The sequence below is a fragment of the Marinobacter xestospongiae genome (assembly GCF_023156385.1).
Taxonomy (GTDB): domain Bacteria; phylum Pseudomonadota; class Gammaproteobacteria; order Pseudomonadales; family Oleiphilaceae; genus Marinobacter; species Marinobacter xestospongiae.
In genome coordinates this window covers 1-15617 of sequence record NZ_JAKZAK010000019.1, presented here as the reverse complement: position 1 = coordinate 15617, position 15617 = coordinate 1, and the positions used below count along the sequence as shown (strand labels likewise).

The window sequence follows — 15617 nt, the reverse complement described above, 5'->3', positions numbered from 1 at the left end:
CGGCGGTGGTGATCAGGCTCCCTTGGCGAGCTGTTGGTAGAGCCGGTCCTTGAGGCTGGCGCGCTCCATCTTCAGGGTACTGAAATGCTGGTCGTCGGTGGGCACCTCGCGCACTTCCAGGCCACGGATTTTCTTGTCGAGGCGGTCGTAGTCGTCACTGAGCTGGCGGAAGGCCGGGTCATTCTTGCGCAAATCGAGGATGCGGGACTTGAACTGGGGAAAGTCGATATCCAGGGCGTGATCACTGATGGACATGTGCGGGATACTCCTGTCGAGGGTGACTTTCAAGGACGTGACTTTCAGGGACGCGACCGGGGTTGGCGGATGGCCGCACAGCTACCGGGCCAGCTTCCCTGCCCTACAGACAAAGATAGTCGATCCTGAGCCACATCACAGCCTCACGCCCCTGCCCGCTAGGGTGTCCCGCCATCAGGCTCCGCAAACGCCTCCTCCCGCAACTGTTGCAGCCGCTGCTGGTACTGCTGTTGCCAGACGCTGTCGGACATCTGCCCCCTGAGTGCGGTCATCTCCCTCGTCAACGCCTCCCGCGCCTGCTGGTAATGCTGTTGCTGCGCCTGTTGCTGCGCCAGCTGGTGGTCGCGGGCCGCCATCCGCCGGGCACGCTCGGCACCGAAATGCTGCTCCCGCAGGCCGGCCACCAGCGCCTGACGCTCGTCCGGATCATCCACCCCGGCCAGCAGCAGGTCGCGCTCCCGCCGGTACCGGGCCTGGTCACCCTCACGTTGCGCCAGCGCCTGGGGGTAATCCTGCCAGCTGCGCTGGCGCAGGGCCTGCAGTTGTTGCAGACGCTGAGCCGGCGACAGGTAGGGCGCTTCCGCCAGTAACGTCTGGAAACCGAACTGGTAGTCCGCCCAGGCCCGCTCCTGGCCATACAGCAGCTCCGCGTCCTGGGCCCCGAAGTGTTGCTCCCGCAAGGCATCAATGCGCTGGTATCGGGTTTGCGCCGGCACCTCGGTGGACATCACCAGCGACTGCATGGTCTGCTGGTAGGCCGGCTGGCGCGCCAGGATACGGCGCAGACGGTCGGCGAAGGCCTGGTTCGGGTACTCCGCCAGCCGCTGTTCCAGCAAGGCCTGGCACAGGTCCGGCTCACCACCACACTGGGCCAGCAGCTCGGCGAAGAACTGCTGCAGGTTGCCTCCGGGCTGACGGTAGCCGTCCAGCCGCTGATGCCAGTAGGCCCGGTCCTGCTGTCGGCGCAGCCGTTGGCTGGCGGCCGCTTCGTCCTCACCGGCACGGGCGACCACCGGCTGTTCCGCCGCCGCTACCGCGGGCGCGGTTTGTGCCGGCGCCACGGCAGCGGCACCAGCCGTTACCGGCGCGACCGTGGCGCCGGCGTCGGCAACGGCCGATTCAGCCCCGGACAGCGCCCACCAGCCCAGCCCCAGGCTGGCGCAGACCCCGGTGACCAGATACCAGCGGCGCATCAGAACTGAAAGTCGCCCAGGACCGGAAAGTGGTCCGACAGGTCCCACACACCCCACAGATCCGCCGAATCCGACCGTGGCACCCGGACGTCATTGCGGGCACTCAGCGGCTGGCGATGGGTGTTGCTGACCACCACGTAATCCAGGTATTCCACCCCCAGGGACAGTGCCCCCTCAGCGTTCTGGTTCACCGTCGGATCATAGGTGGAACGGCTGTAGCCGGTGGACGGCGGCGCCGTGGCCTTGAGGTTGGCCTGCATCTGCTGGTAGTCACCGGGGAACTTGAGCTTGTTGACGTTGAAGTCACCGCCCATCATCACCGCGTCGAAGGCGGGTACCTGCTTGTCGTCCACTAGCGCGCGGATCTGGCGGAACTGCTGTTGCCGCAGTGCCCGGGCCTCATCGCTGTCGAACGACGCGGTGTGGGTGGCGGTGACGTGATAGGCCTTGCCGTCACGGATTACCTCGGCGTAGACCACCCCCTTGTCGGCAAAGCAGTCGGTGCCGGTGCAGTCATCAAACACCAGGTAGTCGGTCGCGGCAATGGGGAAGCGGCTGACAATCACCACCCCACCGTTATGGATATTGAAGCCGGGCTTGTCGAGGATCTCGGTCTGGTAGGGGTACTCACTGGCCAGGGCATCGAGCAGGTCATGGCTGGCGGCATCGAACGCCTCCTGTAACAGCAGGACATCGTATCCCTGCAGTACCGCTGGCATTTCCTGCAACCGGTCGCCAATGTTAGAGGCCAGCAGCGGCAACGCCCAGATGTTGTAACTCAGCACCTTGAGGGCATCCTCACCGGAACGCGGCTCCGCCAGGTTCTGATTGCGCACGGTGTAGTAGAAGTCGTCGTAACCACCGGTGAACTTGGCCTTGAAGCCCAGCCGGCTGGGCAGGCCATCGTATTGGGTATCGTAACGGTGGATGCTGCGGTCCGCCTGCCATGGGGCGTTGAAATCACTGCCCTGGGCACTGTGCTCGATGGTGCTGCCGTACCAGGTACCGCGCATCTTCTGTTCCAGTGTTACCACCGAGTCGGCGCCAATCAACTGGGTATCGAAGCGGTAGGTCTTGCCGCTCTTCAGGCCTTCATAACGGTTGAACGCCAGCACCCGGGCGGTGGCGTAAGGCGCGATTTCCTGGGCTTCCTGACGCCACTCACTGCCTTCGGCCAGGGTGTCATCACCGTAGTGATTGACCCGGACCTGGACGGTTTCGTTGGTGGAGTTGGTGATGTAGAGGTAGCTGTCGGCCTGGACGCTCCCGGTCAGTGCCAGGGCGGCCAGCGCCAGCCATCGCCAGGGCGATGGGCGGAGAGAGGGATGAGACATGGGGTTCCCCTGTTTGGTCGGCAATGTTGTTATCGTTGTCTGACGCAATGACGGCGGTCCGCCAATCTGGTCTAGACCAGAAAAACGTACCGCCCTCAGGTTGCGGTTTTATTAAACGATCATGACGCCAAACGCGACAACCCATAGCGGTTGCCGAAAATCTGAACCAGGTCTCATCCCGTTATCCGGCGGATGTCCGAAGCGGCCAATGGCCCCCAATGCCAACCCGGGCGCTTCCCCTCAGGCGGGTTCAGCCGTTTCCAGCTGGGCTTTAAGCTGGTGCTTCAGCAGCTTGGACGACGCATTGCGGGGCAGCGAGTCGGCAAACACCACCGCCTTGACGCTCTTGAAGGCCGCCAGTTGGCTCCGGCAATGCTCGATCACCGCCGTCTCATCCAGTTGGCTGCCCGGCAGGCGTACCACAAAGGCCACCGGCACCTCCCCCCATCGCTCGTCGGCACGGCCCACCACCGCCACCTCGACGATCTCCGGATGCTGGATCAGCGCCGCTTCCAGTTCCGCCGGGTAGATGTTCTCACCACCACTTATGATCATGTCCTTGAGCCGGTCGACCACATACAGAAAGCCGCGGTCGTCCAGGTAGCCGAGGTCACCGGTGTGGTAGTAGCCGTCCACGATGGCCGTGCGGCTGGCGTCCGGGTTGTTCCAGTAACCGGCAAAGACCTGGGGACCGCCGAAGCAGATCTCCCCCACCTGCCCCGCTGGCCGCGCTGCGCCGGTGTCCGGATCGACAATCTTGAGGCTGCCGGCCATCACCCCAGGCCCGACGCTGGCCACCACGTCCATACCCATGGCCGGCATCCAGAAGCTGGCGGAACCGGCCACTTCGGTGGCACCGTAAACCTGGTAGATCGAGATGCCCAGTTCGGCGTAGCGGGCGATCAGTGCTGACGGCACCGCCGACGCCCCGGACACCGCGAAGCGCAGCGAGCTGAGGTCGCGCTCGCCGATACCCGGTGCCTGCAGCATCATTTCCAGCATCTGCGGCACCGCCAGAAAGTGGGTAATGCGTTCCTGCTCCAGAATTTCCCACACCGTGACCGGGTGGAAATCCGCCAGGTAGACCGTGGCACTGCCGGTTAGCACGTTGGCAAACACCGGCATCAGGCCGGCGATGTGGAACATCGGGGTGACCGTGAGGTAGCGGGCCTGGAACGGCCAGCCGATGGTGAAGCAGCAGTTCTCCGCCGCCGCGTACAGATTGCGATGGGTGAGCATCACCCCCTTGGGCCGTCCGGTGGTGCCGGAGGTGTACATCAGGACCGCCACCTGGTCGGGGTCAGGGTCGTGCCCGGGCAGTTCTCCACCGGCGCTGGCAAGGGCCTGCTCAAAGTCATCATCATCGCGCTGGCGATCCACCACCAGCTGCCGCGACAGCCCCACCTGCGGCGCCAGGGCGGTGACCATGTCAGCAAACTCCCGGTCATAGACCAGGGTGTCCGCGCCGCAGTCGTTGAGAATGTAGGCCAGCTCCTGGGGCTGCAGCCGCCAGTTCAACAGCGCCACCACCACCCCGGCCCGACTGGCGCCGAACAGGGCCATTGCCACCTGTTCGCTGTTCTTGCAGAGAATCGCGATGCGGTCCCCGGGCTTCAGTCCCTGCTGGTGAAGGTAGCCCGCCCACTGGCTGGCACGGGTATCCAGTTCCCGGAAGCAGTAACGCTGCTGATCGCCAATGGCGGCAACATGGTCCGGGGTCAGTGCGGCCCGGGAGGCAAGCAGGTCGCCAAGGTGCTGGCTCATGGGGGTCTCCTCGCTGATGCGGTTGTTGTTTTGGAGCCTCCGGGCACAGCAAGCCATGAACCCGGATTCACTTTATTGAATGAAGTGAATCATGGTTCAGTTTTCCAGTCAATCAGTGCTGCCTCTGGTCAACAGCTCGGCAAGCCAGGCCTGCACCCCGGGATAGGCCGTCGTGTCCAGCACAAACTCCTGGCCACGGGCGGCGCAGCGGAGGTCACAGTGGTCGTCGGCCAGGTGCCAGCGGTCCCGGTTGTAGTGATAGCTCAGCGGCGTCTGCTCAGGGCCCGGGAAGAACGCCCGGGGCAACCGCCAGTGGGTTGGGGACGGCGCCTGGGGAGCGGTCAGCCGATGCTGTGGTTGCAGCCGCGCAAAGGTGCCGGCGCCGGCGATGTCAGTGTCCAGCCCCGGCAACCGCAGGCGCTCGGCGGCCAGGTAAAGGGTGTTGTTGCGATCCGTGGCCTGTTGCAGGTGGGGGTGATAGCGCGCCCAGGGCCAGGCATCCGGCGCCAGCTCATCGACGCTGACCACCGCGCCAATCTGCAGCCAGCCCCAAAGCCCATGGAACGGCTTGGCGCCACGGACAAAGCGCCAGCCATCAGTGCTTTGCTCCGCCGCCCGGAACAGGCCAAAGAACAGAAACAGGTCACCCTCCCCCACGCCCTGGTTGCGCAGGTGGCTCTGGGCGGTACCGGTCTGGCCCAGCAGTGGCCGCCAGCCCTGCTGGCGCGGGTAATCATCGGCGATCAGATCCGGGTCCAGGTGGGCGCCGGCATCCCGACGGCCAGGATCACCGGTCAGCCCCGCCACCAGGTCGCCAACGTTGACGCCCTGATGTTCAATATCGCGATAGCGCAGGCGGGAGCGGGCATCGGGAATTGGCAGGGCATAGGCGCGGCCATCGGCAAACCAGGGGCTGGGGCAGCCACCGGCGGAGGAATCGAAGCCTTTACGGCTGAGGATCAGGCGCATGGGACGGTCAGGGTAATGAGTTCGGCGCTATGTTCTCGCAAAGCCCGGACGGCCCTCAACCCGAACCATCTTCAACCCACACGCCCTCCCCCCGGCCAGCGGGCAAAATTCGTTGATCAGAAAGTGAACTCTTTTAATTTTTGCCCCTCAAAGCTCCTGCCAATTGGTTATCTCCATTCTTTGTTGCCATTGCCCCCCACGCCCACGTGCGGGGGCTTTTTTATGCCTGTCAGCAAGTTAGCTTTCGCAAACGTGGCAGTAGGCTGCCAGCGTCATAAAATGAACATTCCCCCGTCATAGTTCTTTTCCACACTGGTGCCCCGTCTGGGGGTCACCCAGTCAACCTCATGTCAACAAATCAGGGAAAGAACCATGACGATTAAACAGACCGCGCTTGCGGTCGCCATTGGCGGCATGCTGGCGACGCCAGGCCACGCCGGCCTGGTGATCAGTGAGTACGTGGAAGGCTCCAGCAACAACAAGGCGGTGGAGCTTCGCAACACTGGCAGCGCCCCGGTGGATCTCACCGCCTGGGAACTGCAGGTCTACTTCAATGGCAGCAGCACCCCCGGCCTGACCATCGATCTGGCGGGTGAAGTGGCCGCCGGCGGTCACTTTGTCTTTGCCCACAGCGCTGCTGATCCGGCAATCCTGGCGGTGGCCGACCAGACCACCGGCGCCGGCCTGTTCAATGGCGATGACGCCATCACCCTGCTCGAAGGTGGCGTGGTCGCCGATAGCCTGGGCCAGGTTGGCGTTGACCCCGGCAGCGCCTGGGGCAGCGGCGAGACCCGCACCCAGAACGCCACCCTGCGTCGCCTCGACGGCAGCGCCGCCGACACCGACCCGTTCGATGCCTACGATCCCGCGGCAACCTTCGCCGGCTTCCCCCAGGACAGTTTTGACGACCTTGGCGTGGGAGACGGTGATGGCGACGACGGCGGCGATGACGGCAGCGATCCGGACCAGCCCAACCTGAGCTGCGGTGCGGACGCCACCCCGATCTCCGCCATTCAGGGCACCACCACCGACAGCCCGCTGGCTGGCGACAGCCTGGTGATCGAAGCCGTGGTGACCGGCGTGTTCAATGGTGACGGCGGCCTGGGCGGATTCTTCGTGGAAGAGGAAGCCAGCGACCGTGACGACAACCCCCTCAGCTCCGAAGGCCTGTTTGTCTACGCCCCCGATGCCAGCGTGAGCGTCGGCCAGCGGGTGCGGGTGGCCGGGTCCATCACCGAGTACGGCGGCCTCACCGAGTTGACCGACCTCAGCGGCCTGGCCGACTGCGGCAGCGCCACCCTGCCCGCCGCCGCCACCCTGGCACTGCCCTGGGATACCCTGGACGCCCCGGAGGCCTATGAGTCGATGCGGGTCAGCTTCAGCCGCCCGCTCACCGTCAACGACACCTACGATCTGGCCCGCTACGGCAGCCTGACCCTGGGCAGCGACCGCCACTTCATTCCCACCAACATCGTCGCCCCCGGTGACGACGCCGCGGTGGTGGCGGAACTCAACGCCCGCGACCGTCTGATCCTCGACGATGGCAGCAACCAGCAGAACCCGGCGCTGGTGCCCTACCCGACACCGCAACTGAGCGCCGCCCAGACCGTACGTGCCGGAGACCAGGTCACCGACCTGACCGGCATTCTCGACTACCGCTACGACGAATGGCGACTGCACCCCAGTTCCGCCCCCGGCTTCATCAGCGCCAACAACCGCCCCGCCGGCCCGGATCTGGCGGACCGCGGCGACCTGGTGGTGGCGGCCTTCAACGTGCTCAACTTCTTCAATGGTGACGGCTTCGGTGGTGGTTTCCCCACCGCCCGCGGCGCCGACACCGCCGAGGAACTGCAGCGCCAGACCGCCAAGCTGGTCAGCGCAATCAGCGCCCTGGATGCCGACATTATCGGTCTGATGGAAATCGAGAACGACGGTTATGGCGACACCAGCGCCATTGCCGAACTCGCCGCCGCCCTCGGTGGCAGCTGGGCCTACATCGATCCGGGGCTGGAGCAGCTGGGTAACGACGACATCGCCGTTGGTCTGCTGTACCGCAGCGACCGGGTAACCCCCCAGGGTGCCGCCGCGACTCTTGCAGAGGGCGCCTTCGCCGAGCTCAACCGCCGCCCCCTGGCCCAGACCTTCGTGCCAGTCGCCGGTGATGACGGCGTCACCGTGGTGGTGAACCACTTCAAGTCCAAAGGCTGCCGCGGTGCCGACGGTACCAACGCCGATCAGGGCGATGGCCAGGGCTGCTGGAACCCGATGCGGACCCAGGCCGCTGAGGCACTGGCCGGATGGCTGGCCAACGACGCCACCGGAACCGGAGAGGAAGACGTGCTGGTGATCGGCGACCTCAACAGCTACGCCAAGGAAGACCCGATCCAGAGCCTCGTCGGCGATGGCTACCAGGACCTGGTGGCGCGGTTTGCCGGTGAGCAGGCCTACTCCTACGTGTTCTATGGCCAGGCCGGTTACCTTGACCACGCTCTGGCCAACAGCCCGCTGCAGGCGAAGATTGCCGACGCCACGGTCTGGCATATCAATGCCGACGAACCGCGGGCGCTGGACTACAACACCGAGTTCCAGACGCCGCAGCAACAGGCCAGCTACTACGCCCCGGACGCCTACCGGGCCTCCGACCATGATCCGGTGCTGGTGTCGCTGACCCTGGCGGCAGACGAGCCGGCGGACCGGGCCGACCTCAACGGCGATGGCCGGGTTAACGGCCGCGACGTCGCCCGCTTCATCCTTGCCTATCTGTTCGGACGGGCGGATGTTGAGCACTACGACGTCAACGCCGATGGCCGGGTGGACCGCCACGACCTGCGGGCGATCCTGCAGGTGATCCGCGAGCGTTGACCCAAACGCAAAGAAGGCCTCACCGGGAGGCCTTCTTTGTCGATTGATATTGTCTGCTGTCCCGTCTGGCGACTTCGCTGACGGGACAGTCATCAGCCGGTTCAGGGCAGGTACGGCAGTTCCTGTCCTTCCGGCACCTTCACTTCAAACCCGGCCTTCAGGGTCAGGGTCTCACCGGCGCCGATCTGGCGATCCCAGGCAATCACCCCGGGTTTGTCGTCGATGTCCGACTGGTAGGGTTCGGAAATGCCCTGGTAGCTCACCTCGATGTCGTCATGACGGGACACCGGCAAACGGTCGATCACCCGGATGTCGACCGCCTGGTCGTGGGCGTTGGTGATCTCGAAACGGTTCATCCGCTCGAGGTAGGGCCGACCACTGAGGATGCCCTTCTCGCCCCGCTGGTCCTGCTCCCGCACCACTTTGACCGAGAGCCGGTCGTCGACGCCGAAAGCCATCGCCAGGGGCTGACCGGGTTCGGTCTGCTCAAGCCAGTGCTGACCCACGTACTGGCCATCCTGGTACAGCGCCACTTCCGCCGCAGGCAGGGTGGCCTCACCCTGGTAGTCGGCCTCGCCAAAGACGTAGCCGAGGCTCGACAACGCCGGCACCACCCGGCGGCTGAGACGGGCCGCCAGGTCATGCTCGCTGACCGTCAGGCGCTGGTCCCGCACACCATCGGCCAGGCTCAGGGTGCCGGCCAGCTGGTATTGCTGGGTCAGTCCGGTGCTGACCAGGTCCGCCGTCTGACGGCCGGCAAAGCCACGGGCTTCCATCTCCGCCGAGGCCGGTGCCGCACTGTCCATCACCATGGACTTGCTCAGCATCTCCGGTTGCGGCTGGGGCCGCGGCTGCAGTATCCACGGTGAAGGCTCCGGCAGCCGACCACCGACGGCAGGGTTGCCGGTGGAGAGGCTGACCTGAACGTCGTTCCAGTCCTCACCGGTGTTCTGGTGCACCACCGCCTGGTGAATCAGTTGCAGGCGTTCGTCCTCGCTGTCGAGACGGGCCTCGTAGGCGCTGCTCCAACCGGCATTGCGAGTCTGGTATTCCAGCTTCACGGTAACATCGGCGGCCCGGTCGGCGGTATAGCCGACGCTGAGGTGGGCCACTTCCCGGGGGCGGTCGCCAAGCGCCGCCAGCTCACGCTTGAGACGGTCCTGCTCGCGGACCAGGTCGCGCTTTTCCTGTTCGATGCGACGGATGTTGGTGAGGGATTTCTGGGCCTGGTCAAACACGCTGTCGGCGGTGGTGTTGAGGTTGTCCGGCAGGGTCACCTCGCCGTCGCCGCTGGTCCAGCGGTCCAACAGGTCGAGACGGTAGCGCCAGGCGCGAACGGCGTCGTCGTGGGCCCCAATGCTGTCATTGACCTGTTGCAGCTGGTCCCGCAGCTCACGGAGTTTGCTGGCCTGTGCTTCGCTGGTCTGCTTGCGAACCACCCGTACATCCCGCACCAGCGCGGCGTCGGTGCCCGCCAGGGAGACCCGCAGGGTACGCTCCATCAGCCCGGCCGGCAGGTCGGCGATTTCCAGGGTGCCCGCGCCCGGCTTGAGGGTAGCGCTCTCTTCCCGGGTGACGGATGCCTGTCCCGGATACAGGGTAACAGCCGTGACGTCGGCCAGGGCCTGCAGTGGCAACCAGGCCGCCATCATCAAGACAAGTCGATTCCTTTTCATGTGCTTTTCCTTCCCAATGCAACAACTTCGACGGATTTCATCCAACATACCGCGCCCGGGCAATGCTTGGCATTACAGTCCTGTCAGACGCCACTGCCCGCCATCCTTGACATAAATCATGGCCCACGCTTTTCCATTGGCGGTCGAGACGGCATGCTTGAATGCAAGCAAAACCGAGCCGGGGTGAACCATTGCGCCCCGGCAGCGGTCACACCCAGACAGACTGACAGTCAGAGACCAACGACCTTGAACGACGCGGACAACAACAAAAACCGGGTTGCCAGTCGTAGTCACCCGGGCCAGGACGGCATCCGCACCTTCAGTTACCGCGGCTGTGCCTCGCCCGACCCCAGCCGGCCGGTTCCCCTGGTGGAGGAAACGGCGGTGGCGGTGAGCTACAACGGCATCAGCCAGGCGGTGATGATGCTCTCCCCCGTGCATCTGGAAGACTTTGCGGTGGGCTTCAGCCTCAGCCAGGGCTTCATTGATACCGTCGATGACATTCTCGACCTGCAGATCAGCTCTGCCGGCGACGGCCTGGAGTTGGTCATCACCGTCACCAGCCGGGCCCAGTGGGCCCTGCGCCAGCATCGCCGCCAGCTCGCCGGCACCACCGGCTGCGGACTCTGCGGAGTCGATTCGCTGCAACAGGCACTGCCAGAGCTGGCACCACTGCCCCCACAGCCACTGCCGCCGGCGGATCGCTTTCTCACGCTGCGAGATCGCATGGCCAGCGCCCAGACCCTGGGCCAGACCAGTGGCGCCCTGCACGCGGCGCTGTTTGTTGACGCCGCCAACCACGCGGTGGCCTGCCGCGAGGACATCGGCCGCCACAACGCCCTCGACAAGCTGATCGGCGCGCTCGCCCGCCAACGCCGGCCTCTGCCCGGAGGCCTGGCGGTGATCACCAGCCGTTGCAGCCAGGAACTGATCCAGAAAGCCGTACGCGCCGGCCTCGGCACCCTGGTGAGCTTTTCCGCGCCCTCCACCCTGGCGGTGGACTGGGCCCGGCGCCACAACCTCAACCTGGTTCACCTGTCACGCCAGGGTGAACCGCGCGTCTACAGCCCCTACGCCCTGACCGACGATACGCACACAGAGAGACGACCATGACCCAACGCGATCACAAACCCTATGACGGTCCCGCCGGTGGCTGGGGCGCCCTGCGCAGCGTGACTCGCCACTGGCTCGACAGCCAGCAGCCGATCAAGAACGTTCGTGCCCTGCTCAAGACCAACCAGAACGGCGGCTTTGACTGCCCTGGCTGCGCCTGGGGAGACGATCCCAAGGGTGGCCGTATCCAGTTCTGCGAAAACGGTGCCAAGGCAGTGAACTGGGAAGCCACCAGTCGTGCGGTGGACCCGGCCTTTTTCGCCGCCCACCCGGTCAGCGAGCTGCTCAAGCAGAGCGACCACTGGCTTGAGCACCAGGGCCGGCTGGTGGAACCGATGCGCTACAACCGCGACAGTGACCGCTATGAGCCGGTGAGCTGGGAGCAGGCCTTTGCCCTCATCGCCGAGCACCTCAACCGGCTGGAGAGCCCGGACCAGGCCGAGTTCTACACTTCCGGCCGGGCCAGCAACGAGGCTGCGTTCCTGTACCAGCTGTTTGTCCGCAGCTACGGCACCAACAACTTCCCCGACTGTTCCAACATGTGCCACGAGGCCAGCGGCGTTGCCCTCGGCAGCAGCATCGGGATCGGCAAGGGCACTGTGACCCTGGAGGATTTCGAGGAAGCCGACGCCATTTTCATCTTTGGCCAGAACCCCGGCACCAACCACCCGCGCATGCTGGCACCATTGAGCCGGGCGGTCCGACGCGGCGCCGATGTGGTGTGCTTCAACCCGCTCAAGGAGCGCGGTCTGGAACGCTTCCAGGACCCGCAGGACATGCGGGAGATGCTGGCGAACGACTCCGAGCCCCTCAACACCGCGTTCTTCCGCCCGGCCCTGGGTGGCGACATGGCCGCCGTCCGCGGCATCGCCAAGGCGCTGCTGGCCTGGGACCGGGACGCCCTCGCCAACGGCAAGCCGGGACTGCTGGACCGGGACTTCATTGCCACCCACACCGACGGCATGGAGGCCTACGTTGCCGCGGTGGACGCCACCGACTGGGGCGACATCGAGCAGCAGTCCGGGCTCTCCCGCATCGATATCGAACACGCCGCCAAGATGTACTGTCGGGCCGGTCGGGTGATCATCTGCTGGGCCATGGGCATCACCCAGCACCGCCATTCGGTGGCGATGATCCAGGAATTCGTCAACCTGCAACTGCTGCGGGGCAACATTGGCAAACCCGGTGCCGGCCTGTGCCCGGTGCGGGGCCACAGCAATGTTCAGGGTGACCGCACCATGGGCATCAACGAACGGCCACCGCAACTGCTGCTGGACAACCTGGCCAGCAACTTCGACATCGAGGTGCCCCGCCATCAGGGCCACAACACCGTGGAAGCCATCCGCGCCATGCTCGATGGCCAGGCCCGGGTGTTCATCGCCCTGGGCGGCAACTTCGCCCAGGCCACCCCGGACTCAGAACTGACCCACGACGCCCTGCGCCGCTGTGACCTGACCGTGCAGATCAGCACCAAGCTCAATCGCAGCCATCTGGTCACCGGCCGCGATGCGCTGATCCTGCCCTGCCTCGGCCGCACCGACATCGACCGCCAGAACGGCATTCCCCAGGCGGTCACGGTGGAAGACTCGTTCAGCATGATCCACGCCTCCTATGGTCAGCTCGAGCCACTGGCGGACACCCTGAAATCAGAGCCGGCGATCGTCGCCGGCATGGCCAAAGCCACCCTGGGTAACCGGCCGGTGGACTGGGATGCGCTGGCGGCGGACTACCGCCGGATTCGCGAGCTGATCGAGCGCACCATTCCCGGGTTTGAAGGCATGGCACGGCGACTGGCGGAACCCGGTGGTTTCCACCTGGGCAACAGCGCCCGTGAGCTGAGCTGGAACACCGCCGCCGGCAAGGCCACCTTCCACGCCCACGCCCTGCCCGCTGACCTGTTCGACGCCCGCGTCCGCAACAGCGGCCAGCAACCGGACCTGGTGCTGCAGACCCTGCGCTCCCACGATCAGTACAACACCACGGTCTACAGCCTCAACGACCGCTACCGGGGGGTGCAGAACCAGCGCGACGTCATCTTCATCAACGCCGACGACATGGCCCGGCTGGGCTATCAGGAAGGCGACCGGGTGGATGTGATTTCGCTGTGGGAAGATGGCCGCGAACGCCGCATCCGCAACTTCTGCCTGATTCCCTACGACATTCCCGCCGGCCAGGCGGCGGCCTACTACCCGGAAACCAACCCGCTGGTGCCGCTGGACAGTACCGGCGAGGGCAGCTTCACGCCCACCTCCAAGTTCATCGCGGTGAAGTTTCTGCCGGCAACACCGCCTCCCTCCGCATAACCCGGCCCCGCCGGTGCCAACCGCGGCACCGGCGGGGGTTCGCTGCCAGCCAGATCCGGGCTGAGGTCGACGCTGACACACAACCGTCATCAGACTGACATCACGCCATCACGCCGCTGACACATCCCTCCACGATCCTCCTGTAATTGCCCCTCAGAGGCCCTTCTTTTTCTGGCGACGTAATAACAGGAGTATGGAAATGATCCGACAATCCGCCTGGGTACTGATTCCCGCGTTGGTGCTGGCCGGCTGTAGCGACAGCGATGACGACGATCGCAACGGTGCGCTGTCCCTCAACATCCTGCACATCAACGACCACCACTCCCACCTCGAGGCCGGCTCCCAGACCCTGGAGATTGCCGGCAAGGAAACCGAGTTCGAGACCGGTGGCTTTGCCCGGGTCGCCAGCAAGCTGGCGGAGCGGGAAGCGGCGCTGGACAACGTGCTCAAGCTGCACGCCGGTGACGCCATTACCGGTACCCTGTACTTCACCTCCTTCGAAGGTGAGGCGGACGCTGACCTGATGAACCAGGTCTGCTTCGATGCCTTTGCCCTGGGCAACCACGAATTTGACCGCGGCGACGAAGGCCTCAAGGACTTCCTCGACCAGCTCGCCAGCGGCAGCTGCAACACCCCGGTGCTGGCCGCCAACGTCAAACCGGCCATCGGCACGCCGCTGGCTCCCACCGCCCAGGACGACTACATCCAGCCGTACACGGTGAAAGAAGTGGATGGCGAGAAGGTCGGCATCATTGGCATCGACATCGCCAACAAGACCAAGAACAGCTCCAGCCCGCTGGACAGCACCGAGTTCCTGGATGAGACCGCCACCGCCCAGGCGATGATCGACGAACTGGAAGCCGACGGCGTCGACAAGATCATCCTGCTGACCCACTACCAGTACCAGAACGACCTGGCGCTGGCGGAAGCACTGTCCGGCGTGGACGTGATCATCGGTGGCGACTCCCACACCCTGCTCGGTGACTTCGATGCCTACGACATCAACGCGGCCGGCCCCTACCCCACCGAGCGCACCAACGCCGATGGCGATCGGGTCTGTGTTGCCCAGGCCTGGCAGTACTCCCAGGTGGTGGGCGAACTGGCGGTGGAATGGGACGCCGATGGCCGGGTCACCCGCTGTGAGGGCGTACCGCACCTGCTGCTGAGCGACAGCTTCGTTCGCGAAGACGCCAACGAGGACGAGTACGAGCCGGCCGGCGAAGAGCGCCAGGCCATCCTTGCCGCCATCGACGCCGATCCCCAGCTCAGCCTGGTGACCGAAGACGCCTCCGTTGCCGCCTCCCTGGCCGGCTACACCGCCCAGCTCGACACCTTCCGCAACAAGGTGGTGGGCACCGCCACCGAAGACCTGTGTCTGGAGCGCATTCCCGGCACCGGCGGTCGCAGTGAGATTGCCGGCTGTGACGAAGCCACCGCAGCCCGCGGCGGCCACATTCCCAACCTGGTGGCCCAGGCCTTCCTGTTCCTGAGCAAGGACGCCGATGTGTCGATCCAGAACGCCGGCGGCGTGCGGACCGACATCGCCCAGGGCAGCATCACCATTGGCGATGCCTACACCCTGCTGCCGTTCGCCAACACCCTGGTGGACCTGACCATGACCGGCGCCGAGATCCGCCAGGTGCTCAACGAGGCGGTGGACTTTGCCCACACCCCGGATGGCTCCAGCGGTGCCTACCCCTACGCCGCCGGCCTGCGCTGGGACGTCGACATGACCCGCGCCGCAGGCGAGCGTCTGTTCAACATCGAAGTGAAAGGCCGGGATGACAGCGACTGGCGGGCACTGGCCGACAGCGACACCCTCAAGGTGGTGACCAACAGCTTCACCGGCGGTGGTCGTGATGGCTACGTCACCTTCGGCACCGTCACCGACGACGGTCGTGCGGTCGATACCTTCCTCGACTACGCCCAGTCCTTTGTCGACTACGTCGAGGCCAAAGGCACCCTGAGCCGTCCGGCGCTGGACGAGATGTCGACCCAGAGCTACACCGCGCCGGCCCAGTAACTCCCCAGCCAGGCGTACCCTGAAAACCACCGGCAAACGCCGGTGGTTTCAGACTGCTGACAAACCCTCGCCATGGTAGCGGGGGTTTGTTGTAATTGGGCCAGCGACTTTCCAGAGGCTGCCCC

At 65.3% G+C, this 15617-nt stretch carries 10 protein-coding genes; 4 read left to right on the top strand and 6 right to left on the bottom strand.

What is annotated here, in order from left to right; translation table 11 throughout:
• Positions 1-12: 12 nt before the first annotated feature.
• The 5 genes from MLD24_RS14110 to MLD24_RS14090 form a co-directional block, all read right to left on the bottom strand.
• The gene (locus tag MLD24_RS14110) at positions 13-255 is read right to left on the bottom strand and encodes an HP1242/YdcH family protein (RefSeq protein WP_248167302.1); all 243 of its coding nucleotides are present in this window, start codon (positions 253-255) and stop codon (positions 13-15) included.
• 158 nt (positions 256-413) lie between these two features.
• Entirely contained in the window at positions 414-1448 is a 1035-nt protein-coding gene (locus MLD24_RS14105) for a lipase chaperone (RefSeq protein WP_248167300.1), read from the bottom strand.
• Positions 1448-2782: a sphingomyelin phosphodiesterase gene (locus MLD24_RS14100; RefSeq protein ID WP_248167298.1), complete on the bottom strand. Its 1335-nt coding sequence runs from the start codon at positions 2780-2782 to the stop codon at positions 1448-1450. The genes MLD24_RS14105 and MLD24_RS14100 overlap by 1 nt, the downstream gene beginning before the upstream one ends.
• A 240-nt stretch (positions 2783-3022) precedes the next feature.
• Positions 3023-4546: a class I adenylate-forming enzyme family protein gene (locus MLD24_RS14095; protein WP_248167296.1), complete on the bottom strand. Its 1524-nt coding sequence runs from the start codon at positions 4544-4546 to the stop codon at positions 3023-3025.
• 108 nt (positions 4547-4654) lie between these two features.
• Positions 4655-5515: an Nmad3 family putative nucleotide modification protein gene (locus tag MLD24_RS14090; protein ID WP_248167294.1), complete on the bottom strand. Its 861-nt coding sequence runs from the start codon at positions 5513-5515 to the stop codon at positions 4655-4657.
• 372 nt (positions 5516-5887) lie between these two features.
• On the opposite strand from MLD24_RS14090, the gene MLD24_RS14085 reads away from it, so the two are divergent.
• Positions 5888-8377: an ExeM/NucH family extracellular endonuclease gene (locus MLD24_RS14085; RefSeq protein ID WP_248167291.1), complete on the top strand. Its 2490-nt coding sequence runs from the start codon at positions 5888-5890 to the stop codon at positions 8375-8377.
• Between the two features lie 101 nt (positions 8378-8478).
• Here the strand turns inward: MLD24_RS14085 and MLD24_RS14080 are convergent, their stop codons facing one another.
• A complete protein-coding gene (locus tag MLD24_RS14080) occupies positions 8479-10053 on the bottom strand; it encodes a mucoidy inhibitor MuiA family protein (protein ID WP_248167288.1) in 1575 nt (524 codons plus the stop codon).
• A gap of 246 nt (positions 10054-10299) precedes the next feature.
• On the opposite strand from MLD24_RS14080, the gene fdhD reads away from it, so the two are divergent.
• The 3 genes from fdhD (at position 10300) to nadN (ending at position 15492) form a co-directional block, all read left to right on the top strand.
• Positions 10300-11166 (top strand): formate dehydrogenase accessory sulfurtransferase FdhD, encoded by an 867-nt coding sequence (gene fdhD / locus MLD24_RS14075; protein WP_248167286.1) that lies wholly within the window; start codon positions 10300-10302, stop codon positions 11164-11166.
• A complete protein-coding gene (locus tag MLD24_RS14070) occupies positions 11163-13469 on the top strand; it encodes an FdhF/YdeP family oxidoreductase (protein ID WP_248167283.1) in 2307 nt (768 codons plus the stop codon). The genes fdhD and MLD24_RS14070 overlap by 4 nt, the downstream gene beginning before the upstream one ends.
• Before the next feature lie 199 nt (positions 13470-13668).
• The gene (nadN, locus tag MLD24_RS14065) at positions 13669-15492 is read left to right on the top strand and encodes an NAD nucleotidase (protein ID WP_248167281.1); all 1824 of its coding nucleotides are present in this window, start codon (positions 13669-13671) and stop codon (positions 15490-15492) included.
• The last annotated feature ends 125 nt before the right edge of the window (positions 15493-15617 follow it).